We start from the raw sequence: 25318 nt of genomic DNA on the forward strand, positions 1-25318 counted from the left end.
CGACTTATTAAGCGAGTAGTTCAAATTAGGATTCGTGCTTTTTTTAAGCATAACCATTTCCTATACCACATCATCATAAATAAGCATTTAACATTCCTAATCAAACTCCTTATAATGAAATTATTCAAGCAATTGGTAAGTTAGAACAATCGTGTTAGGTGTGGCATTTGGCGCTGTAAATTAGTTGCTACGCCTACACGTCAAGAATAAAGGAGTGTTTTTATGTCAGTTTTTAATGAAACTTTTACGATGAATAATGGGTTACAAATTCCTAAGTTGGCTTTGGGAGTTTGGGAAATTCCTGATGATCGGGTGGCGACGGCGGTTCAAGACGCGGTCAGAATTGGTTATCGTCATATTGATACCGCTCAAGCTTATGGCAACGAGCGTGGCGTGGGTGAGGGTGTCCGTAATGCAGGCATTCCACGGGACCAACTTTTTGTTAATTCTAAAGTTGCTGCTGAAATTAAGAACTATGATGAAGCTAAAAAGTCGATCGACGACACGTTAAGTAAAATGGGCCTGGATTATTTGGACATGATGATTATTCATAATCCGCAACCATGGAACGAAGTCAATCAAGGCAATGATCGCCACTTTGCAGGCAATCTGGAAACTTGGCGGGCGATGGAAGACGCTGTTAAGGCCGGTAAGTTAAAGACGATTGGTGTTTCTAGTTTTGAAAAAGCCGATTTGGATAACTTGATTCAAAATAGTGACACCAAGCCAGCAGTCAACCAAATTCAAATTCATATTGGCGAGACGCCTCTAGATTTAATCAAGTATTCTCAGGATAACGGAATTGTTGTCGAAGCCTTCTCACCAATCGCCCATGGTGCAGCCATGAATGATCCAATCATTAAAAAGATGGCGGCGAAATACAACGTCAGCGTGCCACAACTGTGCATTCGTTTTGACTGGCAATTAAATGTCGTTGTTTTACCAAAGACGGCTAATCCTGACCATATGAAAGCTAATGCCGAAATTGACTTTGAGATTTCCGACGAAGATATGGCAATTTTAGCGAAAATTGACCAAATGAATTACGGTGCGGCCAGTGTCTTCCCAGTCTTTGGTGGTAAATTATAAAATAAAAAATCAGCTTTCCCAATTTTTTAAGGGAAGCTGATTTTTTGGTGTTAGCTAATGGGTCAAACAAGCACGTAACATCTGCTCATAAGCGGCTCGTTTGTCGTCAGGGACTAATTTAAGTACCTCTGGTAAACGGGCTGTTTGGGCGTCAGTTAATGGTTCCGAATAATGGGTGGTGAGATTAAAACTTTCAAATAATTTGGTTACCGCGCTAATACCGACTTCGATCAAATCGCCAGTTGATTGCTGATCGGTGAGGATAATGTCGTTGAGATATTTTGCAACGGCGGCGCGATAGTCTTGGGCAATCAGGCGCAACCAATTAGGGAAGACCATAATCATCGCTTCACGGTAAGGGATGCCCAACCATTTCTGCAGTAAATCTTCAAGAAGTCCAGTCGTTGTCTATCCCGGCGTTCATGATTGCTTGGGGCGTCAAGGTTGCCGCCCACATCAGGTTGCTGCGAGTTTCGGTAGTGGCGTTGCCATTTTGAACGGCGCGGGCATTTTTCAATAGACTAGTCAGAATTACTTTGGCAAAGCCATTGGCAATTTCACTACCGTTGCCTAAGTAGTTCAAACTTTCTTGGATGAAAGTGACCATGGCGCCACGAACGGCTTGCTCGATGGTCAATGAAGCACTAAATGATGGGTCCAAAATCGCATACTTAGGAAAAGTACCCAGTAGCGTGCGATGTTCACCAGTCTCCAAATCATAAATTTCGGCGGCTAAATCAGCCTCGGAACCACCAGAAGGATAAGTGGGAATCTCGACGATTGGTAAATAAGTGGCGTTGACCATTGATTTCTCACCACGTAAGTAATCCCAAATGTCAGCATGAACGGCGCCAAAAGCAATTGCCTTGGCATTATCCATACAAATACTGCCACCTAAACCAAGTACCGCTTGGACAGCATGATCATTGGCCAACTGAATGCCGCGTTTGATTTCGGTCCAAGAAGCTTGCCGGTTATCGCCGGCTTGCACAGTAGCAATGCCATTTTTCTCCAGCAAGTCAGTGACTTTTGCTAAATGACCGAATTTAATGGCCGAATGCCCGCCAAAAACAATCAGGACTTTTGTGATCCGGTTTTGCTTTAGGCGCGTGACTAACTCAGTTAAAGCATTTTGCCCGTAAATAACTTCAGTGGGACTTTGAACTGTAAAATTATACATGCTAGATACCTCCAAAAATTAAACTTTACTCGTGGTGACTGGTGCGCAAACTTCGACAGCGTCATCATAATTGTCGTAACGTTCTTTAATGACGTTGTAAGTAGTTTGCAAGTCAGCCAATTTTTGTTGAATAATGGTGAGCTGTTCTGCTAATAATTGTTTACGGTCGGCGATAGTTCGGTCGCTTTGCTGGTATAATTTGACGAATTCGATTAGATAATCGACACTGAGTCCAGCATGGCGCATATATTTAGCAAAACAGATCCAATCTAGGTCGTTCTGATCGTAGTCACGATAACCAGCCTGGTCGCGGTGAACGGGCGGGATTGCCCCGACTCGTTCCCAGTAACGTAGTGTGTTAGCTGGTAAATCATATTTAAGACTAGCAGTTTTAATTTTCATTTAATTAACCTCACTCAATAGTTATTACTCAACTTCATCATACTAAACCTTAGCCCTAACGCAAAGGCAAGGGTGAAATTAAAAATCTTTTTAAGTAAAAAAGATTTGCTTTAACCTTAAGGCAAAGGTTTATACTAGACAACTAATTAAAAAAGGAGACTTTTAAATGACAACAATTACTGATCAATATACGCTAACTAATGATGTCAAAATTCCCAAAGTTGGTTTCGGGACCTATCAAATTCCTGCTGCGGCAACCAAACAAATTGTTTTAGACGCCTTACAGGCTGGCTATCGGCACTTAGACACCGCCAAGAATTATGGCAACGAAGCCGAAGTTGGGGCAGCCGTGCGTGAGTCTGGCTTGGCTCGAACTGATATTTTCGTTACCACGAAATTACCAGCAGAAACAAAAACTTATCAAGGCGCGCTGGCTGATTTTAACGAGTCGCTAACAGCATTGGGCTTGGATTATGTTGATCTTTATTTAATTCATGCACCAGAACCATGGGATGAAGCTGGTGCCGACTATGATCAAGCTAACCGTGAAGTCTGGCGAGCAATGGAAGAGATTTATCAAAGTGGTCGGGCCAAAGCGATTGGGGTTTCTAATTTTGACGTGCATGATTTAAAGAATATTTTGACCACTGCCAAAATTGTGCCAATGGTTGATCAGATCCAATATTATATTGGTTATCGTCAAGCAGAAATCACGGATTTTGCTCAAGCTAATCATATTTTAGTCGAGGCCTTCACGCCACTGGCTCGTGGGGCGCTAGCAACTGAACCGCAAATTCAGAAGTTGGCGGCTAAATACCAAATTGAATTTGCTCAGTTAGCAATTCAATATTGTCTGCAAAATGGCACCTTACCTTTACCAAAGTCAACGACACTGGCACATATTCAACAAAATACTAAACTGAATTTCGAAATTTCACCTGCAGATATGACTATTTTGGATCAGATTCAGGATCATTCAGATATTTGGCATTTTACTGACTAGAATCAATGAAAGATCAATCACTTAATCATGATAAAAATAAAGACCACGCTGACTATTTTATAAGTCAACGTGGTTTTTATATTGCTGATTATTGAACCGTTGTTGTGTCAGCATTGGCGGAGGTGTCACTGCTTGTCGAATCAGTGGTTGTTGTGTTCGTCTCCGTCGTGGTTCCTTGACTGGTGTCGGCACCAGTTTCAGTATTGGTTTGCGTATTTCCAGTTGTATCTTGATAGCCGCTATTATCAGTCGCTGGCCACCACCAAGTTTGATTGCTGGTCTGGTCAGAATTAGTTGCTGTACCCTGATCAGTTGCACTATTATCATAGCTGGCAGTGGTGTCATTGTTGGCAATCGCAGTTTGATCAGCTGTTGCTTGGTCACTAGACATACTGTTATCCTGAGTAGTGTTGGCCGCTGCACTAGAACCGAGATTGTCCAATCGTTTCTGATTAGCCACCCGATCTTTTTTGAAAAAAGGATCTAATTGTAAATCAACTAATTTTTGCGCTGCTTTGATGTCTGCCTCTGTGCGGCTCTGTTCAGCCTGAGTAACGGCAGTATCAGCTGCTTTAGCTTGAGCCAATAAATTATCAAGCGTCGTCAGTTGTGTAGTTAAATTAATGCGGTCGGTCTTGGTTAATCGTTTAATCGCCGTTTGCGCAGTGGCAATATCAGCCGCATTTCGGCTCTGGTAGGCTGCTTGAACTAATTTTTCGGCCTGCTTTTTAAGTTGTTGTTCACTTTGTTGAGCGACTTTCTTAGCCTGTTGTTGCCGAACCAGCAAAACTTGTTGCGCCTTAACTTGGTGATTGTGGCTGACGACACCAGCTGTTACCCCTGTAGCGACTAGCAAGGTCAAAATAGCAAGTAAAGTAATTTTGCCCCCAGTTTTCATAACGTCTCCTCCAAATTAAATCGTAGTATCACGATAAATTTCAACAGTATAAATAATTTATTGCTTATTTTAAGATTATAAAATATTTAATATCTCTAATATATCACAAAGTAGCGAGAAGGCGGAATATTTGCCCTGATTTAAGATTACAGTTCAAAACCGTTAATTCCTGGGATTGCAGGGAAACAGACTGGCGTTCGACTCCATTGCGGGCTTGTTGGTTGTGGAACGCGGCCGGCATCGATTTGAACCAATTAAAGACCAAATTGTCTCAGATACAGGTCTTGTACTAGGCGGTAAACCGCCAAGAACAATTTGGCTGCTTCTCGCAAGCTCCTACGCAAATAAAACCCGATTGGCTGACGACAAGATCCCTCCATTCCGTCTGGAGTTGAGGTGGTTCATCAGATTTGTTAATGCTTGAGGCAATTCGACCGGGATTGATCAACTCGATTTAAATTGTTGTTACATCTGGATAGTATTAAAAAAGTCTGTTTGACAGTTTCTGGTTTTATCCAGAATGTTTGTCAAACAGGCCTATTAGTTTACATCAATTTGTTTTTCTAAATAGTGGTGATCAGTTCTGTTAATTTATACAGGTGGTTGCTGGGCGATTGGCGTCAGCTGTGAAATTATTCTTAGCGATTTATCGCTTAGAATAAGCCTCGAATTTGAGATTGTTGCGTTAGCAATAAGCTCAAGTCGATGGCCACAGCGTTCCACGCCACTACAATCGCCCAGCAACCACCTTTCACAATTGGGGAAGACTTAGCACTATCCTTATTCCATTAAATGGCCCTGATATCAGTCAAATCAGAATTGAACTGACCTCGCTTAATTACATAATTGCTCGCAAAAAAATCCCCAGACTATTGAAGACAGTCTGGGGATTCGATGCTGAATGTTTGATGAAATTACAAGTGCAGCTTAGCATTGATACTCACATAAGACGGTGATAGATTATATTGCTTTATAAATCACAATCACAGATCAACAAATTATTTGTCTGCTTTAGCTGTAGTTTCTTCAGCAGTTGCCGCTTTTTTAGATGGCTTAGTTGGTTGTACAGGGCTTTCTTGATCAATGGCGCTGACGAGATCTTGATTACCAGCACGTTGAGTCATGGCACCGTTCAATAGCGCTGGGACATCAATCGACGTCGTTTCTTTCAACATGTTGAAAGTCTTCGCTAAGTTATTAACGGTGGCGCTGGTTGGGTCGCCGTCAGTTAACATCGTAATGTGATCGACCTTGTTGTAGGCACTAGCTTGGGCGGCGATGATTTCTGGCAATTTCTCAACAATCATTTGCAATTTACCAGTTTCGTTCATTTTAGCTAAGGCTTCAGCTTGCTTTTCAGTGGCCTTGGCATGAGCTAAACCTTCTGCCTCGATTTGTTTGGCATTGGCATCACCGGTGATTTCAGTGGCGCGGGCTTGAGCTTCACTACGAACTTTGACTTGTTCAGCTTCGGCTTCAGCAGCGCGAACTTTCGTGGCTTTGTCGGCTTCGGCTTGTTGGCGTGCGGCGTATAATTTGGCATCGGCTTCTTTATAAGTCGTCGCCTTTAATTTACGGTCGGCTAATTCGGCGTCTTGTTCGGCCAAAGCAATGTCTTTTTCCATTTGTAATTGCTTGTTGGCCATTTGGGCGTTGATGATTTCTTGTTGGGCTTGAGCTTCGGCTGTTTTCTGATCTTGGTCATATTTAGCCATGGCAATAGCTTGGGCCCGTTCAGCATCTTTGATTTGCGTTTGACGTTCGATTTCTTGTTGCTGGGCTTGTTGCTCAGATTCGGCCGTCTTGATCCGCATGTCACTGTTAGCTTTAGCCGCCGCAATTTGGGCATCGCGCTTAACTTCAGCAATTTGCGCTTGGCCTAATGCTTTCAAATAATCATTTTCGTCACTAATATCTTTAATGGTGAAACTAATGACTTGGAGGCCCATTTTGGCTAAATCGGGAACGGCAACATTCTGAACTGACTCAGCGAAAGAATCACGGTTCTGATATAAATCTTCAACAGTTTGGGTGCCTAAGATTGCTCGCGCATGGCCTTCAACAACTTCGGTAGCTTCGGCATTAATTTCTTTGTCGTCTTTGCCAAGAAATTGTTCAGCAGCTGTGGCAATTTCTTCTTGGGTAGAACCAATCTTTAAAATAACGGTCCCGGTGATTTTAATCGGCACCCCTTTTTGCGTATAAACTTCGGGAGTCACTAAATCAATTGTCCGCGAATTGAGATTCAATAACGCCGCCCGCTGCAAAATCGGAATCACAAAGGAACCGCCGTTAGTGATCAGCTTGACTTTATTGCCGTTGCTATCAGTGTAAGCGTGCTTGCCACCTATAAAAGCGCCAGAAATAATTAGCACCTCATTGGGCAACGCTGTTTTACGATGAGTTGCGAGAAAAACAAAAATGAAAATAATAATAAACGCTAAAATGCCAATACCGACTAAATTATCCATAGAACTGGGACCACCTTTGTTGATTTTTAATATCCACTGAAGTTGGCGTTACGCGTGATGCAATTCAGTGGTTGGTTCTTGAAAAGGAATAACGTAAGCGATGCCCTTGATCACGCTGACGACCACGACCCGTGCGCCTTTAGGGAGGGCGGATAATTCTGCATCTTGATCGGGTTGGTAGAGGCGCGCCGCATACGTTTGCCGTGCCCGGCCACCGCCGCTGATCATCACTTCACCGGTGACTAAATCGGAGACACCTAATGTGAGGGTGCCCATTAATAAATCATTTTGGGGCATCACTGTCGAATTATCGGCGTGGGCCAGCAAATGGTTTAAGAGATTAAAGATGGGGATGAAGACTAGCGATAATAACAGCCATAACACTAAAATTGCCGCAACAAATAGCAGACCAATAAACACCCATTTTTGCCACGTGTTGGGCGAATTAAATAGGTTACTGATTGAAGTGGTTATTTGAATACTGCTTAGAAGGGTTAGTAAGTTTCCAGTCATAAATTCACCTGACTTAATTGTAAAATCCCAAAATAGCTTGATAATCAATTCTGCTTTTTGAAAGCGATTGCGCAGAATTGGATAGGCACATTATAGCATAATTAGTTCATACAAATACATAGTGTTCGGGCCAATCATTCGCATTGTTTGGCCAATTACCGTAAAATTTAGTTAATTATGAACGTAATCGCGTGGAAAATTTAACTGAATAATAGCGAGCAAGAGCTTATTTTGGCAATAATTATTGATATAGCTCTGAGAAAGGTTAAGCTGATGAAAGATGACAGTTTATTTTCAATGATATTTTCGATGATCATCTCGTTGTTGGTGATTGGCGTGATACTGTGGTTTTTTATTGAAATGTGGCCGCTTATTTTACTGGCCCTTACTTTGCTGAAAGCATTACTCTTTTCTTAAATGGTCAACGCCGCCGCGTTCCGCGCCAAGCAGCCCGCAATGCAGTCAGACACAATTCTGTTTTAGACTCACGTTAATGTTTCCCAGTTAACTGCCTTTTGTCACGCCCTGGATGACTTTTTCCATCGTGATGAAGGGATAAACTTGACCTTGCTCGTCAAATTGATCATAAGTTCGGGTAGCGATGAAGCCGGCACGCTGATAAACAGTTTGGGCGCGCTGGTTGAACTTCGCCACGTCCATGATTAATTTGCTGGGTTGATATTGCGCCACGATAAAAGCCACTAAAGCATTAACGAAACTTAGGCCTTGTCCTTGACCAGTGAAAGCTGGTGCCATACCTAAGCCAACTTCGAGGACACCTGGAGTTGAGGTCGTTTCAATGGCAAAGTAGCCTAGCAAATCATCGGCTGAATTCAATACCTGATAAAACCGATTACCACGTTGTTGCGCAGATTTCACTTCCTGGTAATCTTCTTGATCAGCATCAGTATTGTAGAAAGCATATTGGTCCGGATAATGCCAAGCCGCAACTTTTTCGGCATTAATTTGGGTGAGCGAAGAAATTCTCATCGTCATGCTCCTTTCACAGAGACTAGGCAAAGTACCAAAAGGTCAGCGCTCCGCCAGACTCGCTAGTGATTAGTTTTAATTGATTATACTAGTTATCAGATTAATTGGTATAGACTAGTTAAATATTTTGGATAAAACGTTGCGACACTAGTCTTTATAAGTGAATTGAATTTGCGCTATACTAAAAATAAAATGTTTACAGTGATTAAATGAGGTGGCAAAAATGAAAGCAGTTATTGTACGGCAACCAGGCGGCCCAGAAGTTCTTGAATATACAGAGGTGCCCACGCCCAAGGTGGAACCTGGTTGGACTTTGGTGAAAGTTCATGGTTTTGGCATCAATCATTCAGAAATTTTTACGCGAGAGGGTGAGTCGCCGTCAGTGAAATTTCCACGAATTTTAGGGATTGAAGCTGTGGGAACGGTTGCGGAAACTTCAGCGCCAGAACAATTTCAAGTCGGCCAAAAAGTAGTCTCACTCATGGGTGAAATGGGCCGGGCTTTCGATGGCGGTTACGCTGAATATGTGCTGCTGCCTAACCAACAGGTTTACCCAGTGACCACTAATTTGAATTGGGATGATTTGGCGGCGGTGCCTGAAACTTATTACACCGCGTTCGGAATCGTCCGTAGTTTGCAAATTAGAAATAATGACCGTATTTTAATTCGTGCGGCCACGAGTGGTGTTGGCTTGGCCGCTTTGAAATTGATCAAGGCCATGAATCGTCACAATCAATTGGTCGGAACAACTCGTTCGGCTAAAAAAGTGGCTTTGTTGCAGTCGCTAGGTTTTGATCAGGTGATTGTGACGCCAGATCCGATTAATTTACCGGCGGATACTGGTACTTTTGATAAAATCATTGATTTGATTGGCGGTCTGGCCATTCGTGATTCATTGTTGCGACTCAATGAATTTGGTATTTCTAGTTCCACTGGTGAGTTAGGCGGGCAATGGACTATTGATCAGTTCGATCCCATTATGGATATTCCTAATGATCGTTATTTGACCGGGTTTAGTTCGGCTGAGGTTAGTGGTCAGGCGATTCAACAGCTGTTTGATTTTATTGAAAAATATCAGGTGGATGTGGCGCCAACTAAAATTTTCGATTTGGCTCATACCCGTGAAGCGCATGAATATCTAGAAAGTGGCCATAGTTTGGGCAAGGTGATTGTGCGGGTTGAGTAAATTTTCTTTCTAAAATTGGAAAATTTTTAGGATTATATGATCTTGAAGTAGGAGAATCCAGTAAATAAGTAATGTAGTCAATCGTTCAAATTTATTTTCGCCACCTTTGTTCAGATGGAATTAGTTGATAGTTTGGAATATTACGCAATATCTCTTTCAATTTTTGAGACGCTTCGATGCTAATGACCGGACTTGTAGTAATTTCGATATTATCTAATGACTTAATATCGAACGGAATATCAAAAAAATTAGATTCTATTTCGCCGGATTTCAAAGTTTGTAAGATTTTGGCTTGATCCTGCATGATTTGTGGGTTTTGTATAATGCTAAATAAGCTAAATGGAAAAGTGAAAAGTTTGTAGCGCCACTCAGATTGATATTTCCAATCAAGACGCTTGAACTTACCTATTAAGTTGGTTTCTAATTGTGAGTTGTTATCGTCTTCGTGGAAAACCGTATAATGTAAGAGCTCAGGATCTTTGGTGTAAGTTACAGGAAATAGATTTACTATTCTTGGCATAAAGATAACTTTATTTTCTCTTTCAATTTCTGCTAATCCATTTGTGTAGGGCCAACCATGAAAATTATTGAGATCCATTTGGGAAGCACCTAGTTGGAGAAACTGTTCATTTGATATACCGCAATCTAATAATGTTTTGAAAATGTTTTTGGGAAGTTTTAGTCGGATACCCTCAGTTGGAGTTGTATACTCTTTCCATAATGGAATTGATTCTTCGTGTTTATCTGTCCAGCAACTTACGTAACAAAAACGACCTAAATTACCAAAATTATTTGTTTCCATTTCTTCCTCATCGTCAACGTTTGCCAGTGAGTTAAAACGAAATTTTGAGCTTTCTACAATTAATTTGAAAGTTTCAACATTAGTGTAATGATATAAATATTCCAAAAAATTTACCCCGTTTTTTTGTTAATTACTGCGTTTAGTATCATAGCATATTATAAGAATATATGTTCGTTGATATTATTTGTGGTCGGCTGTGCTATACTAAAAACAACGTATCACCTAAGTACCTTTCATAGAAAGTTGATCAGGTTTCACTGCTCAACACATTCATCGGAGGGTTCTGTAACTTAATTAATTACAAGCTGGATAAGATGCCGGGACAATGCCGGAAATCTTGTCCGGCTTTTTTATTTGGTTTAATTTTGGAGGCATTCAGATGGCAACAACACGACGACGGCAGCAAATTATTATGATGGCCGTTTTATTAATGGGTAGTTTCATTACCACTTTGGCAGAAACATTGATGAATACCGCCTTGCCCACGATCATGCGAGAGCTAAACGTCACCCAAATGACCGCACAATGGCTCAGCACCGGTTATATGTTAGTGGCAGGCATCATGATGCCGACAGCGGCCTATTTCACTAATCGAGTCAAACTGCGACCGCTATTCATCACAATCATGACCACTTTTTTAGCGGGGCTAATTATTTCCGCCAGTGCTAATACGTTTACGGTATTATTGATTGGTCGCTTGATTCAGGCTTTGGCAGTGGGTATCAGTATGCCGCTGGTGCAGAATGTGATCACGATTATTTCACCGATTAGTAAACGCGGTCTGATGCTTGGTGTGACTGGCGTGGTGATCAACTTAGGACCAGCTGTGGGACCAACTTTATCAGGCTATTTAGTCGATCATTATTCTTGGCGAATGTTATTTATCTTCCTGATTCCATTAGCAGCGGTGGCGTTGCTGTTGGGAATTTTTCTCATTAAAAATATTACGCCGACGCGCCATGATCGGCTTGATGTGCCATCACTAATTTTATCCACTGTTGGTTTTGGCGCCTTGCTGTATGGTTTTTCAAATATTGGCGTGACCGGACGATTGGATGGTCAGTCATTACTTTGTATTATCATTGGCACCATCATTATTGCCGTGTTTATTTATCGGCAACTGCATTTAACCCAACCATTATTGGAACTACGGGTTTTTCGCTCGCCTTCTTTTCGAAAGGTAGCCGTTTTGGCGTTGCTGTCCGCGATTGCCTTAATGGGACCAGAGTTGATCATTCCTTTATTTAATCAAAATGTTCGTGGCCTGACCGCTTTTATTTCGGGATTGACCTTGTTGCCAGGCGCCTTGTTAATGGCAATTTTATCTTTAGTTTCCGGGCGAATTTACGATCAAATCGGCATTAAAAAATTAGCCTATCTTGGTTTTGGCTTAGCCGTTTTGACGACGTTGCCATTTATTTACTTCGGGGCGGGGACTTCGCCTTGGGCAATTTGCTTAACTTATGCCCTACGAATTTCTGGCTTGACCTTAGTTTACATGCCAATTATTGTGTACGGCTTAAACGCGTTGCCCGCAGCCTATGTGGTTCACGGCAGCACTTTAATTGTGACGATTCGCCAATTGGCCAGTTCATTAGGCACCGCTTTGATGGTGGCGACGATTACTTTAGGGCGGAATGCTGGTTTACAGCAAGGTTTGTCGAGTAAACTAGCTAGCGCCCAAGGTTATCGCTGGACCTTTGTTTTAACCTTAGTGATTACTGGTCTCTGTTTATTATGGTCACTGTTGCTTAAAAATAAAACGACTGTTGAACTCTGAGTTTAGATTAAATACGCAGTTTTGGTTTAAGCCGCTCCCTAGTTTGGTAGCGGCAGGGGCCGTGCGATTTAGAGGGCGTGGAACGCTGTGGCCATCGATTTGAGCTTATTGCTAGCGCAACAATCTCAAATACGTGGCTTATTCTAAGCAGTAAATTGCTAAGAATAATTTCACAGCTGACGTCAATCGCTCGGCCCCTGCCCGAATAGACTAACAGAATTCAGCGCCACTGCGTAGAAAAGCAGATTGTGGAAACTAACTAAGCCTGTTTGACAGTTTTTCTGGATGAAACCAGAGACTGTCAAGCGGGTTTATTCACTATACGATTCAGTTGATTTGTCTCGCAATAATTGTCTTAACCACTAACAATGATGAAGTGCTCTATCTTAACTCCAGACGGAATGGAGGGATCTTGGCGTCAGCCGCCAAATTGTTCTTAGTGGCTGGGCCACTTAGAACAAGGCTTGTATTTGAGATTGTTGCAAAGCAATAAGCTCAAATCAACGTCGGCCGCGTTCCACGACAAGCAGCCTGCAATGTAGTCAGAACCAGTTCTGTTTACTAGGCCATTTTTTTTGAACTTTACTACTTCCCCCGCATTGCTAGCTTAATCAACTTCTGCGTGCTACTATCAAATTGTAAAAGAAAGTGGGGATTACGATGAAATATCGACGTTTTGGTAAGACTAATTTTAACGTCAGTGAAGTTTCGCTAGGTACTTGGCAGCTTGGTTCAAAATGGGGCGACCCTTTCAATGAACAAGATGCGCAAAACACTTTGGCAGCTGCTTATGATGCTGGGGTTAACTTTTTCGACACCGCTGATGTTTATCAGGATGGTGCCAGCCAGCGTGCTTTGGCGAAGTTTATCAAAGATAAAGGCGACAAAGTTTTCGTTTCAACGAAAGTTGGTCGTCGTTTAGATCCACATGTGGCCAGCGGTTATAATGCCAAAAACATTACTAAATTTGTCGAGGATTGTTTAACAAACTTGCAAGTGGATGCGTTGGATAATGTGTTGCTTCATTGCCCACCAACGGCCGTTTATTACGAACCAGAGGCTTTCTTCACTCTTGACCAACTGAAAAAAGACGGTAAGATCAAGAATTACGGCGTCAGCGTGGAAAAAGTTGAAGAAGCGATGAAAGCTTTGGATTACGACATCTCTTCGGTCGAAATTATTTATAATATGTTCCGGCTTCGTCCCGCCGACAGTTTCTTCAAAATGGCCCAAGCCAAAGATGTGGGGATTATTGCTCGGGTGCCATTAGCCAGTGGTTTGTTAAGCGGCAAGTACACACAACAAACAACTTTTGGTAAAAATGATCAACGAACGACTAATCGTCACGGCGAACAATTTGACCAAGGCGAAACTTTCTCTGGTGTTGATTTTGCAATCGGTGTCAAGGCTGCTGATGAATTAAAGGCGCGTTTAGGCGCTGGTGATCAATTGGCCCAAATGGCACTACGGTATATTCTCATGGCCGATGCCGTTAGCACCGTAATTCCTGGGGCGTCGAAGCCAGAACAAATCACGCGCAACGTGGCAGCTGCTGATTTACCAGCTTTTACTGCTGAACAAATGGCAATTGTGCGCGATGTTTACGATAAGTATATTAAGAATCCTGTGCAATATAAGTGGTAGGATTGCCCAACGTTGCGGCCGTCTATTAAGATCTGAACTAGTTTTGGGCAAAATAGTGGACAACTCCGTTGCGGCCGGCGGGTTGTGGAACGTTGCCGACATCGATTTAAGCTTTTGCAATGCAAAATCTTAAATACGAGTCTTCTTCTAACCGCTAAAAGCGGCAAGAAGAATTTGGCGACTGACAACCCGGCGGCCTCCACTACGTTTAAAACTAATTTAGTTCACTCTAGATTTTGACGATAGCAAGTCAAAACTAGTAAGGCTAGACGCCAATCGCTCAGCAACCACCTGATGAAACTAACTGAATTGATTACTACTATTTAGAAAAACAGATTGCAATAAACTAATATGCCTGTTTGACAACCTTTCTGGATGAAACCAGAGAAATGTCAAACGGGCTTTTTGAATACTGTTATTTAGTTGTGACAGCAATTTAAATCGAGTTGATCAATCCCAGTCGAATTGTCTCAACACTATCATCAGGTTTTGACGGTTTTGAATTTTTAGTCTTTGAGTGGTTCAAATCAACGCCGGCAGCGTTCCACAACCAGCAAGCCCGGAATGTAGTCAGACTCAATTCTGTTTGTACACTTTTACCGGTTTAGTCCTTGAACTTTTGCTCATAATTAACATCAACCCAACCCCAACTAGACAACTTCTTGCTGCGAAACCCTCATTTTCAAGACCACGAAATTGCTTTTAAGTCGCTCAGTCAATCATACTGAAAGTGATTTATAAACAATTGATCAGACTTCAAGATTGTGACGTAAGGGGAGTTGTCATGAATGTTATTTATTTACTATTACCAGCACTTGCTTGGGGCGTGCTGCCATTAGTGATTTCATTGGCGGGCGGTCGACCAGTGAACCAGATTTTTGGAACCGCGGTGGGGACGGTGATTGCTAGTGTTGTGGTGGTGATTGCGTTAAGGCCAACAATCAACTGGACCACAGCACTTCTGGCGGCCTTAGCGGGAGCCTTTTGGATTATTGGCCAGCTGGGACAGTACACTGGTTACCAAAGAATCGGCGTGTCGAAAACGATGCCGATTTCGACTGGCTTACAATTAATCGGCACGTCTTTAATTGGGGTGGTGATGTTTGGCGAATGGCCAACGACTTTAAATCGGGTCATTGGTGTTCTAGGTGTGCTGTTGCTGATTTTAGGGGTGATTTTAACCTCAATCAAAACGCCAACTGGTCAAACAGTGACTCACAAACATTACGGCACCCTGATCATGCTGATTTTCACCACGTTTGGATATTTAATTTATAACACGATTCCGCGAGCCTTGGGTTCATCAGGGCTGGCAATCTTTTTACCAGAATCAATTGGGATGTTGGTTGCCGTCTTGATTTATTTGTTAAGCACCAAACAGTTGACCGTATTTAAGGAACGAAGCAGTTGGCTGAACGTTTTTGGAGGCTTGATTTTTTCGGTGGCGGCGGTCAGCTATATTGTTTCGGTGCATAATTATGGTGTCAATACGGCCTTTATTGTGTCGCAATTATCAGTGATGATTTCGACTATTGGCGGAATTATTTTCCTCCATGAACGAAAACATGGTCGCGAGTTGCTTTTGACAATTGCTGGATTAGGACTGATCATTGCTGGGGCTTTGGTCACGACGTTAGCGTAAGGAGTGAATACGAAAATGTATGCAGATTTAACAGGTAAAGTTGCCGTAGTGACGGGCAGTTCGAAGGGGATTGGCCAAGCTGTCGCTGCTCGTTTCGGTCAAGAAAAAATGAAAGTTGTCATTAATTACCACAGCGATCCCGCCGGTGCCGAAAAAACCGCGGCGGCCGTGGTGGCAAATGGTGGCCAGGCCGTGACCGTGCAAGCAGATATTGCCACTGAAGCTGGCGCCGAACTTTTATTAGCAACGGCGTTGACCAACTTTAACGATTTGGACGTTTGGGTCAACAATGCCGGCATGGAAATCAAGTCACCAACCCACGAGCTGTCGCAAGCCGACTGGCATAAAATGATCACGATCGATTTAGACGGCGTTTTCTACGGTTCCCAAGTTGCCTTGGCTTATTTTGAAAAACAGCATAAACCTGGGAACATTATTAACATGTCGTCAGTTCACGAGGAAATTCCTTGGCCAACTTTTGCGGGCTATGCAGCAGCTAAAGGTGGCGTTAAAATGTTCACCAAAACCATTGCCATGGAATATGCGAAAGACAATATTCGTGTTAATGGCATTGGACCTGGGGCGATTAATACGCCGATCAATGCGAAGAAATTTGCTGACAAAGCGCAGTATGACCGAACGGTGAGCATGGTGCCAATGAATCGGATCGGCACACCTGAGGAAGTTGCCGCCGGTGCCGCTTGGTTAGCCTCCCAAGAATCTAGTTATGTCACTGGCATCACGCTATTTATTGATGGCGGGATGACCTTGTATCCAGCGTTTAAGGATGGCCAGGGTTAGTCATAACGATTGCAAATTGCCAAGGTCAAGCGAGTTTTGAAATAAACTTAATAGAGAAGACATTGCTGGGAACTAGCAATGTCTTTTTAAATACTCAAAAATGATATTTTTGATTGTTCATAATGAAGCCAATTGTTCAGATAATCAACTCATAAGTTTTACTTATCAATTAGATTTGAAATCGAAATTGGTTTAATCATTGCTAGCCATTATGATAATCAAGTAAGTTATTTGAACTACTATGAAAATTATTGTGATTATTTGATTGCTTGATTGAATAATGGAGGTAAATAAAATGCAAAATGAAGTTGTCGTATTATTCGGTGCTGGTGCCATTGGTGAAGCCATTATTCGCCGAGTCGGTGCTGGTCGTCAGGTATTATTGGCTGACTATAGTGATGCTAGTCTAGAAAAAAGTGCCGCGCGATTAACTGAGGCCGGTTTTACCGTCACCACGATTAAAACCGATATTTCGCAACGGTCATCAATTCAGGCTGTTGTTGTCCAAGCCAAGAAGTTAGGCAAAATTATGGGTTTAGTTGTGGCGGCGGGTGTTTCGCCATCACAGGAATCTCGAGAACGAGTCTTGCAAGTTGACTTATATGGTACCTCAGTTATTCTAGAAGAATTTGGTCAAGTAATGGCCGCTGGTGGTGCTGGTATTGTTATTTCCTCGCAATCTGGTCATCGTTTGCCAGCTTTGACCACTGCTGAAAATCAGGCTTTGGCAATGACACCAACTGAAGATTTGTTGGCTTTGCCAGTGTTGCAGGCTGATCGAGTTCAAGATTCGTTGGCTGCCTATCAATATGCCAAGCGAGAAAATGTCCTGAGAGTTGCTGGTGAGTCGGTTAAGTGGCAAGCGCGTGGTGCCCGCATTAATGCCATCAGTCCTGGCATTGTCATGTCACCTTTAGCGCTTGACGAACTGAATGGCCCCCGCGGTGCCGGTTATCATAAAATGTTCGAATCAATGGTCACGAAACGGCCAGCAACACCAGACGAAATTGCTGGTTTGGCTGAGTTCTTAATGGATCGCCGCAGTGCTTTCATTACTGGTAGTGATTTTCTAATGGATGGCGGGATCACTGCTCAATATTGGTATGGTGATGTGGCCGAGGTTCGTGACAGTGGTGCGGCTAAATAAGTGATAAGATATAAGCAAATAGTGGTATGAATTTTTAATTAACAATCAATTAATAAAGGAGTTTTTAAAATGAAAGCAGCAATGTTTATTGAACCAGGAAAAGTTGTCACAGCTGAGGTTGATAAACCAGTGATTGAAAAACCAACTGATGCAATTATTCGAATCGTGCGTGCCAGTGTGTGTGGCTCAGATCTCTGGTGGTATCGTGGTATTTCTAAACGAGCCGCTAATTCGTTAGTTGGTCATGAAGCTATCGGGATTGTTGATGCTGTTGGCGAAGCCGTGACTGATGTTAAGGTTGGCGATTTCGTGATTGCCCCATTTACTCACGGTTGTGGTCATTGTGCCGCTTGTTTGGCTGGCTTCGATGGCGATTGCATGAACCAAGAGACTGGTGGCAATGGCGGTTATCAGGGTGAATATTTACGTTTTACTAACGCTAATTGGGCCTTGGTTAAGATTCCCGGTCAACCAGCTGATTATTCAGAAGACATGTTAAAATCATTAGTCACCTTAGCTGATGTGATGGCAACTGGTTACCATGCTGCAACGAGTGCTGAAGTTAAACCGGGCGATACCGTCGTTGTTTTTGGTGATGGTGCCGTTGGTTTGTGCGGGGTGATTTCAGCTAAGTTGTTAGGTGCTAAGCGAATTATTGCCATGAGTCGTCATGAAGACCGCCAGAAGTTGGCTCGTGAATTTGGCGCCACTGATATTATTCCGGAACGTGGGGATGAGGCTGTTGCCAAAGTCATGGCATTGACGAATGGTAATGGTGCGGATGCGGTTCTGGAATGTGTTGGGACTGAACAGTCAGTTGACACTGCCGTTAAAGTTGGTCGTCCTGGCGTACCGCAAAAACCAGAAATGAATACCAATAATTTATTCTGGAAGAATATTGGTTTACGCGGTGGGATTGCTTCCGTCACTTCTGATGATAAAAAAGTATTGTTGGATGCCGTGCTCAGTGGCAAGATCAATCCAGGTAAAGTCTTCACGAAGAGCTTTACTTTGGACCAAATCGAAGATGCCTATCAAGCAATGGATCAACGGACAGCAATTAAATCATTGCTTAAAGTTAGTGAAGGCTAGGCTTAAAGAAAGTTTTAAAGCAGAATTGAGTCTGACTGCATTGCGGGCTGCTTGGCGTGGAACGCGGCTGACGCTGATTGAAGCCTTTTTTCAAAAGTCTTCAATACAGGTCTTATCGTAAGTACTAAAGCACTAACGATAATTTGGCGGTTGACGCCAAGATCCCTCCATTCCGTCTGGAGTTGAGTTGGTTCACTTCATCTTTATTAGTGCTTAAGGCTGTGATAGCAGGATTCAGTGACTCAATTTAATCAGTAATAGTAGTTGAACAGCAAAAAATCGGTGTGACGATTCCTATTTTTCAATAGAGATTGTCACACCGATTTTGTACTACCACAATCTGGTTCAGCCAAATAGTGGTGCTTAATTCTGCAAGTTTAACCTAGGCAGGGACCCAGTGATTGGCGTCAATGGTGAAATTATTCTTGCCGCTTCAGCGGTTAGAATAAGGCTTGTATTTGAGATTGTTGCGCCAGCAATAAGCTCAAATCAACGCCCACCATGTTCCACGCCCTCCTAATCGCTGGGCTCCTGCCGTTCTTAACTAAGGAACGGCTTAATCAATCTACGCGCATTATCGGCAAGAATTGAATTGATTGTGGCAGTACCTGATAAAAGCGGCAAAGAACGTTCACCCCCAATTAGAATCAATTTTGTCCGAACGAAAAGTTGATTTTGACACGACAAGAATAGTATTATTTTTGGTAAGTCAATCTTACAGGTGAAGAATAATATGAAAACATATCTGGCCTTATTGCGTGGTGTTAATGTTGGCGGCAAAAATCGGGTGGTGATGGCGACTTTGAAGGCTGCTTTTGAACAGCATGGCTTCACGAACGTCAGGACTTATTTGAACAGTGGCAATGTTGTTTTTACGACTGAGGAAACACCGTTAACCGAATTAACGAATGCTTGCACCGAAATTATTGCGGCAGTATTTGATTTAATGATTACGGTGACTGTGATTTCGGGTGCTGATTTATTGGCGGCCCTGATGAAAAGGCCGGCGTGGTGGCAGGTAGATTCGGCGGCAAAACACAATGCGATTTTCGTGATTGCGCCGACAACAACTGCCGAAGTGATTGAATCTGTTGGTGCCGCTAAACCGGAATACGAGCAAGTTGCCGCCGTTGATCAACTGATTTTCTGGTCAGCACCGCTTAAAACTTTCTCACGAACACGTTGGTCGAAAGTTGTCGGGTCGAAATATTATGATCGGATTACGATTCGTAATGCGAACACAGTACTGAAATTGGCTGCCTTGATTGCGCAAACCAATGATTTACTTTGCTGAAATCGCTATGATTTGACGTTGATTTTTTTAGTAGTTGTTAATTAAATGAGGTGACTAAATGTTTCAACAGATGCAATATTTTATCGCCGTGGTGCAGCAGCACAGTTTTACTAAGGCTGCCGAGGTTTGCAATATTTCGCAGTCGGCGATTTCTCAGCAAATTAAAGAGTTAGAAAATTATTTAGACGTGACGTTATTAGAACGCAGTGGTCGAAGTTTTACCGTGACGCCAGCTGGTCAGTATTTCTATCGTCATAGTCAAGAAATTCTTGCTAACGTTGAGCAACTGGTGGCGAACACAAAACAAATGAAGCAAACAGCGAAGCCAATGTTGCACTTAGCTTATTTGCGGAGTTTTGGGACCGCAGAATTTCTCGAAGCTGTTGCAGCATTCTCAAAAACTTATCCTCAAGTTGAAATTAAAATTAGTAGTGGCAATCATGAACAACTATTTAATTTATTACGCGACGAAAAAGTCGATTTGATTTTTTCTGATCAACGACGGGCATTATCCAATGCGTATGTCAATGAAGCCTTAACAAGCAGTCCCTTTATGGTGGCAGTCAGTCGCGCGGCTTTTAATGGCATGACTCAGCAAATCCAGGCGGCCGATTTGGTCGACTTGCCTTGTCTGCTATTAGCCGATAATGGTCAACAAGCGACTGAAGAAGATTATTATCGTGACGTTTTAGGTGTGCGTAGTAAGTTTCAGCTGGTGAATAGTTATGACGAAGCCCAAATGTTGATTGCTGCCAATCAGGGCTTTTTAATCATTAATCAGCGCACCCAATCGTTGCTGAATTCAGCAGTGGTGCGCTTGTATCAATTAGTTAATAGCCAACAACAATTAAGCCAAAATTATTATGCGTTCTGGAAGCAGGACAATTCGGGTTTTTATATCGAAACTTTTGCCGAATTATTACAACAGAAGTTTCAGGAATAATATTTATTTATGTACATGTCAGCTTAAAAATAGCCTGTTTGAGAATTTCTGGTACGTCAGAAAAATATCAAACAGGCTATTTATTTGTATTACCTTTGAAATTAGTTAATCCAAAAAGAAACCCTGTTGGCGTAAAGCTTGATTTAGATCACGACGCTGAGCAGGCAATTCATGGGCGGAGCGAGTCAACAAACTGGTAAAGGTTTCTTCACGAGTATTGCGGCTGCGGTGGGCATAATAGTTTTTAATCGTCGCATCATATTCGGCCACTAAATCTTTAGTGTTGTCTGGCAACTGGTAGGTGTTTTCAAAATGAACCAGCGCTTGAGGCAATCTTGGTTTCGGTTGGGTTGCTTGATCAGGTCGACCCACGATTAAGCCTAACATTGGAAAAGTTAATGGTGGTAATTTCAATAAATCAATTAAACGTAGCGGATCATTGAGAATACTCCCCAGAATGACTGTGCCAAGGCCTAAATTTTCAGCAGCGTTGACGACATTTTGTACGGCCAAGGCGGTATCAGAAGTGGCTTGGAAGAATTTATCAGTCGATCCCAGAAAACTATTTTGTTGATTAAGCCCGGTAATTGTGGCAGCTCGGTTTAAATCAATCACGAAAATAAACAAGTGGCCATTGCCATCAACATATTTTTGGCGACTAATGGCAGCAATTTGGCGGCGAATTTCGGGTTCAGTAATACTCAGCACACTGAACGATTGCAGAAAATGGGAGGTGGCAGTATGTTGGGCCACGGTAATCAATTCTTGAATAGTAGCTGCTGGAATTGGTTCCGCCGTGAATTGGCGGACCGTACGATGTTGCAGTTGCGTTTTTAAAACCTCGTCATTTTTTAGCATCGAATAGCTCCCTTGAATTCATAAGATAAATTAATTGTAGCACTAATGGAATCGGTTATAAATTGCGTTTCAAAGATAATAGTTATTGGCTTTTTGCAGTCCGTACATCAGTAAGCTCATAAATATTCGTGAAGGTGTTTAAACAGAACAGCGCCTGACTCCATTCCGTCTGGAGTTAAGTTAGTTCGTTTCACTATTGCTAGTGCTTGAAACTAGTGTAGTGAGGTAGCTCAACTCGACTTAGATTGAAAATAATGATACTTGAAAAGCAAAATTCAAATTGCTGATTAAAAGTTTTTAACCTGATCACAATTCCTTAAATCCAAAAAGTTTGTCGATCAGACTAGTAATTTATACTAGTCTGATTTTCTGTGAGTGGTGTTGAATCAAAATATTTAATTAGGCAGGGGCCCAGCGATTGGCGTCAATGGTGAGATTATTCTTGCCGCTTCAGCGGTTAGAATAAGACTCGTATCTGAGATTGTTGCTGAAAGCAATAAGCTCAGATCGATGTCCACCATGTTCCACGCCCTCTAAATCGCTGGGCCCCTGCCTTTTCTCAACTAGGGAGAGCCTCGAATTAAAATAGTACGCATTTTTTGCAAGCACCCAACTATTTTGATTTAATAACTCTAAGAAGAAACTGTGAAAATAGCAAGCAAAGTTCTAATAAACTCACAATTTTTAATTTGAAAGTCGTATAATAAACTTATTCTAATTACTTGAGGAGGAGCTCATGGCTGAATTTACACATTTTTACGAAACTTTTCAACCAGAACATTACAATGTTTACATCGATGTTAATCGGGAAACTAAATTAATTTCTGGTCAGACCACAATTAAAGGTGACGCGAAAAAGGCAACAATTTCGATTCACCAAAAAGATTTGGATGTCGCTTCTGTTTTAGCAGATGACAAAGATGTGCCATTTACCCTTGAAAAAGCCACCGATGAAATTCGGATCGATCTTGGCAAGACTGGTGACACGACTTTAACCATCACTTATACCGCACCATTAACTGACTCAATGATGGGGATTTATCCTTCTTATTACGAAGTTGACGGCGTAAAGAAGCAGATTATTGGCACACAATTTGAAACCAATTTTGCTCGGCAAGCTTTCCCATGTGTGGATGAGCCTGAAGCCAAAGCTACTTTTGATTTGGCCATTAAATACGATGAAAAAGCTGGCGAAACAACTTTAAGCAACATGCCAGAAATCAAAGTTGAAAATGGTGTCCATTATTTTGATACTACTGTGCGGATGTCTACTTATTTGATTGCCTTCGCTTTTGGCGATTTGCAAAGTAAAATGACTGAAACGAAGAGTGGCGTTAAAATTGGCGTTTTTGCTACGAAAGCTCATCAAGCTAAAGAACTTGATTTTGCCTTAGATATTGCGAAACGGTCAATTGAATTCTATGAAGATTTCTACCAAACACCATACCCATTGCCACACTCATGGCAATTAGCTTTACCAGACTTCTCAGCTGGCGCCATGGAAAACTGGGGCTTAGTAACTTATCGGGAAGCTTATTTAGTCCTTGATCCTGACAACACTTCACTAGAAATGAAACAATTAGTAGCCACGGTCATTGCCCACGAATTGGCTCATCAATGGTTCGGCGATTTAGTCACCATGAAGTGGTGGGATGATCTTTGGTTGAATGAAAGTTTCGCCAACATGATGGAATATGTGGCCATTGATGCCTTACAACCTGATTGGCATATTTGGGAAATGTTCCAAACTTCCGAAGCTGCTGCTGCCTTACAACGTGACGCCACTGATGGTGTCCAATCAGTTCACGTTAACGTGGAAAACCCAGCCGAAATTGACGCCTTGTTTGACGGTGCCATCGTTTATGCTAAGGGTGCCCGTCTGTTAGTTATGGTTCGGGCCTTGTTAGGTGACGATGCTTTACGGGAAGGCTTAAAGAATTACTTTGCTGCTCATCATTACGGCAATGCCACTGGTGCTGATTTGTGGTCAGCTTTAGGCGCCGCTTCACACTTAGATGTGGGTGCCATTATGAATTCTTGGTTGGAACAACCAGGTTATCCAGTAGTTTCTGCTAGCGTGGTTAATGGTCAATTGACCTTGAAACAACAGCAGTTCTTTGTTGGTGAAGGTGAAGAAGTCGGTCGTCAATGGCAAATTCCATTGAATGGTAATTACGACGCCGTACCAGCCTTGATGACTGACAAAGAAATTCAATTAGGCGATTATGCTGAATTGCGCGCTGCTAGTGGCAAACCATTCCGCTTAAATGTTGGCAACAACTCGCACTTCATCGTTAAATATGATCAAACTTTATTAGATGATATTTTGGCACACGTAGCTGACTTAGATCCAATCGACCAATTACAATTGTTGCAAGACCTCCGTCTATTAGCTGAAGGTCGCCAAATTTCCTTCTCCGCAATCGTGCCATTACTTGAAAAATTTGCAGACAGTGAATCAAATGTTGTGACCACATTGTTGTATCGGGTCACTAATGACTTGAAGAAATTTGTGACTCCAGATTCTGCTGCTGAAATGAATTTACAAGCATTCACTGATCGGTTAAGTGTTAGCCAAATCGCCCGCTTAGGTTTGAAACCAACTGCTGGCGAATCAAATGATGATCAATTAACTCGACCAGTTGTTTTAGGGGCCTCATTGTACGCTAAGAACCCTGAAACAATTGCGGCTGTTCACGAATTATTCGTAGCTAACCATGACAATTTAGTTAATTTATCAGCCGACATTCGCGTTTATGTCTTGCTGAATGAAGTCAAAAATTATGGCACACCAGAATTAATTGACGAATTATTAAACGAATATCGACAATCATCTGATGCTAGTTACAAGCAAAGTATTTGTGCCGCAGTGACTGCTACGCCAGATCCAAAATTGATTGCGAAGATCATTGGCGAATTTGAAAATGCTGAAACTGTTAAGCCTCAAGATTTGCGAGCTTGGTTCCGTGGCGTTTTGAACAATAATCATGGTCAACAAGCCGCTTGGGATTGGATTCGTAATGACTGGCAATGGCTTGAAGATACTGTCGGCGGTGACATGGAATTCACCACCTTCATTACCGTGATTGCTGGCATCTTCCGGACCCCAGAACGTTTAGCTGAATTCAAGGCCTTCTTCGAACCAAAACTTAACACCCCAGGTTTAACTCGGGAAATTAAGATGGATACTAAAGTCATCGAAACTCGGGTCAACTTGATTGAAGCTGAAAAGACGGCTGTTAATGGCGCCATTGCTTTGGCAGTTGAAAAGGGAATTATTGATTTTAAATAATCTTCTGATGCCCACTTGGATTGCATATAGTCTTCTTGATAGGCGTCAAATGAGTTAATAGAATCGCAAAAGATTATTTAGAAAAATAGGGAATCAAGAAACGCAAGTTCACAGATCAACCAAGATTGCAGTGATGAGTATTGCTGCAATAAGTTGTCGTTAACCTGTGTTTTTTTGTGTCGTTAAATAATAAAATTTATTAATACTGAATTGAGCAATAATAGTCGTAAAATGATACTTAATCATTTGCTATAATCAATAATTACTATTTTTTAAATGAATGGATTAAAA

The 25318-nt window shown here is 42.2% G+C and carries 22 protein-coding genes; 12 read left to right on the forward strand and 10 right to left on the reverse strand.

Features of this window, described 5'->3' with window-relative positions:
- Positions 1 to 222 precede the first annotated feature (222 nt).
- The gene (locus EKM82_RS02250) at positions 223 to 1089 is read left to right on the forward strand and encodes an aldo/keto reductase (protein WP_125766703.1); all 867 of its coding nucleotides are present in this window, start codon (positions 223 to 225) and stop codon (positions 1087 to 1089) included.
- Between the two features lie 54 nt (positions 1090 to 1143).
- Here the strand turns inward: EKM82_RS02250 and EKM82_RS02255 are convergent, their stop codons facing one another.
- Genes EKM82_RS02255 through EKM82_RS02265 form a run of 3 tightly spaced genes read right to left on the reverse strand, consistent with a single transcriptional unit; the run spans position 1144 to position 2671 of the window.
- Positions 1144 to 1458, reverse strand: a complete 315-nt coding sequence (locus tag EKM82_RS02255) for a hypothetical protein (protein WP_125766704.1) — start codon at positions 1456 to 1458, stop codon at positions 1144 to 1146.
- 19 nt (positions 1459 to 1477) lie between these two features.
- On the reverse strand, positions 1478 to 2269 hold the full coding sequence (locus EKM82_RS02260) for an iron-containing alcohol dehydrogenase (RefSeq protein WP_125766705.1): 792 nt from the start codon (positions 2267 to 2269) through the stop codon (positions 1478 to 1480).
- Positions 2270 to 2287: 18 nt separating this feature from the next.
- Entirely contained in the window at positions 2288 to 2671 is a 384-nt protein-coding gene (locus EKM82_RS02265) for a MerR family transcriptional regulator (RefSeq protein ID WP_125766706.1), read from the reverse strand.
- 166 nt (positions 2672 to 2837) lie between these two features.
- Here EKM82_RS02265 and EKM82_RS02270 point away from each other — a divergent pair, with 166 nt between their 5' ends.
- Entirely contained in the window at positions 2838 to 3674 is an 837-nt protein-coding gene (locus EKM82_RS02270; RefSeq protein WP_125766707.1) for an aldo/keto reductase, read from the forward strand.
- A gap of 88 nt (positions 3675 to 3762) precedes the next feature.
- On the opposite strand, the gene EKM82_RS02275 is transcribed toward EKM82_RS02270, so the two are convergent.
- From EKM82_RS02275 to EKM82_RS02290, 5 genes are all read right to left on the reverse strand, one after another.
- Positions 3763 to 4572 carry a hypothetical protein gene (locus EKM82_RS02275; RefSeq protein WP_125766708.1) on the reverse strand — a complete coding sequence of 270 codons (810 nt, stop codon included), beginning with the start codon at positions 4570 to 4572 and terminating at the stop codon, positions 3763 to 3765.
- 254 nt (positions 4573 to 4826) lie between these two features.
- Positions 4827 to 4952 (reverse strand): hypothetical protein, encoded by a 126-nt coding sequence (locus EKM82_RS11880; RefSeq protein WP_263853114.1) that lies wholly within the window; start codon positions 4950 to 4952, stop codon positions 4827 to 4829.
- Positions 4953 to 5570: 618 nt separating this feature from the next.
- Positions 5571 to 7043: a flotillin family protein gene (locus tag EKM82_RS02280; RefSeq protein ID WP_125766709.1), complete on the reverse strand. Its 1473-nt coding sequence runs from the start codon at positions 7041 to 7043 to the stop codon at positions 5571 to 5573.
- Between the two features lie 48 nt (positions 7044 to 7091).
- On the reverse strand, positions 7092 to 7463 hold the full coding sequence (locus EKM82_RS02285; protein WP_125766710.1) for a hypothetical protein: 372 nt from the start codon (positions 7461 to 7463) through the stop codon (positions 7092 to 7094).
- 597 nt (positions 7464 to 8060) lie between these two features.
- Positions 8061 to 8546: a GNAT family N-acetyltransferase gene (locus tag EKM82_RS02290; protein WP_164508058.1), complete on the reverse strand. Its 486-nt coding sequence runs from the start codon at positions 8544 to 8546 to the stop codon at positions 8061 to 8063.
- A 223-nt stretch (positions 8547 to 8769) separates the two neighbouring features.
- On the opposite strand from EKM82_RS02290, the gene EKM82_RS02295 reads away from it, so the two are divergent.
- Positions 8770 to 9732: an alcohol dehydrogenase catalytic domain-containing protein gene (locus EKM82_RS02295; RefSeq protein WP_125766712.1), complete on the forward strand. Its 963-nt coding sequence runs from the start codon at positions 8770 to 8772 to the stop codon at positions 9730 to 9732.
- 91 nt (positions 9733 to 9823) lie between these two features.
- On the opposite strand, the gene EKM82_RS02300 is transcribed toward EKM82_RS02295, so the two are convergent.
- Positions 9824 to 10639, reverse strand: coding sequence for a DUF2971 domain-containing protein (locus EKM82_RS02300; protein WP_125766713.1), 816 nt, complete (start codon positions 10637 to 10639; stop codon positions 9824 to 9826).
- Positions 10640 to 10913: 274 nt separating this feature from the next.
- On the opposite strand from EKM82_RS02300, the gene EKM82_RS02305 reads away from it, so the two are divergent.
- The 8 genes from EKM82_RS02305 to EKM82_RS02340 all read left to right on the forward strand — a co-directional run bounded on the left by EKM82_RS02305 (position 10914) and on the right by EKM82_RS02340 (position 20877).
- A complete protein-coding gene (locus EKM82_RS02305; protein WP_125766714.1) occupies positions 10914 to 12314 on the forward strand; it encodes an MDR family MFS transporter in 1401 nt (466 codons plus the stop codon).
- A 660-nt stretch (positions 12315 to 12974) separates the two neighbouring features.
- Positions 12975 to 13958, forward strand: a complete 984-nt coding sequence (locus EKM82_RS02310) for an aldo/keto reductase (RefSeq protein WP_125766715.1) — start codon at positions 12975 to 12977, stop codon at positions 13956 to 13958.
- 784 nt (positions 13959 to 14742) lie between these two features.
- Positions 14743 to 15600: a GRP family sugar transporter gene (locus EKM82_RS02315; protein ID WP_125766716.1), complete on the forward strand. Its 858-nt coding sequence runs from the start codon at positions 14743 to 14745 to the stop codon at positions 15598 to 15600.
- A gap of 15 nt (positions 15601 to 15615) precedes the next feature.
- A complete protein-coding gene (locus tag EKM82_RS02320) occupies positions 15616 to 16401 on the forward strand; it encodes a glucose-1-dehydrogenase (protein ID WP_125766717.1) in 786 nt (261 codons plus the stop codon).
- 295 nt (positions 16402 to 16696) lie between these two features.
- A complete protein-coding gene (locus tag EKM82_RS02325; protein ID WP_125766718.1) occupies positions 16697 to 17548 on the forward strand; it encodes an SDR family oxidoreductase in 852 nt (283 codons plus the stop codon).
- A 69-nt stretch (positions 17549 to 17617) separates the two neighbouring features.
- Positions 17618 to 18640 (forward strand): zinc-dependent alcohol dehydrogenase family protein, encoded by a 1023-nt coding sequence (locus EKM82_RS02330; protein ID WP_125766719.1) that lies wholly within the window; start codon positions 17618 to 17620, stop codon positions 18638 to 18640.
- Between the two features lie 733 nt (positions 18641 to 19373).
- Positions 19374 to 19934 carry a DUF1697 domain-containing protein gene (locus EKM82_RS02335; RefSeq protein ID WP_125766720.1) on the forward strand — a complete coding sequence of 187 codons (561 nt, stop codon included), beginning with the start codon at positions 19374 to 19376 and terminating at the stop codon, positions 19932 to 19934.
- A gap of 58 nt (positions 19935 to 19992) precedes the next feature.
- Positions 19993 to 20877, forward strand: coding sequence for a LysR family transcriptional regulator (locus EKM82_RS02340; RefSeq protein WP_125766721.1), 885 nt, complete (start codon positions 19993 to 19995; stop codon positions 20875 to 20877).
- A 105-nt stretch (positions 20878 to 20982) separates the two neighbouring features.
- Here the strand turns inward: EKM82_RS02340 and EKM82_RS02345 are convergent, their stop codons facing one another.
- Positions 20983 to 21735 (reverse strand): NADPH-dependent oxidoreductase, encoded by a 753-nt coding sequence (locus EKM82_RS02345; RefSeq protein ID WP_125766722.1) that lies wholly within the window; start codon positions 21733 to 21735, stop codon positions 20983 to 20985.
- A 736-nt stretch (positions 21736 to 22471) separates the two neighbouring features.
- Here EKM82_RS02345 and EKM82_RS02350 point away from each other — a divergent pair.
- Complete coding sequence (locus tag EKM82_RS02350) at positions 22472 to 25027, forward strand: M1 family metallopeptidase (protein ID WP_125766723.1); 2556 nt, start codon at positions 22472 to 22474, stop codon at positions 25025 to 25027.
- Positions 25028 to 25318: the final 291 nt, after the last annotated feature.

The organism is Lapidilactobacillus wuchangensis, assembly GCF_003946645.1.
GTDB lineage: Bacteria > Bacillota > Bacilli > Lactobacillales > Lactobacillaceae > Lapidilactobacillus > Lapidilactobacillus wuchangensis.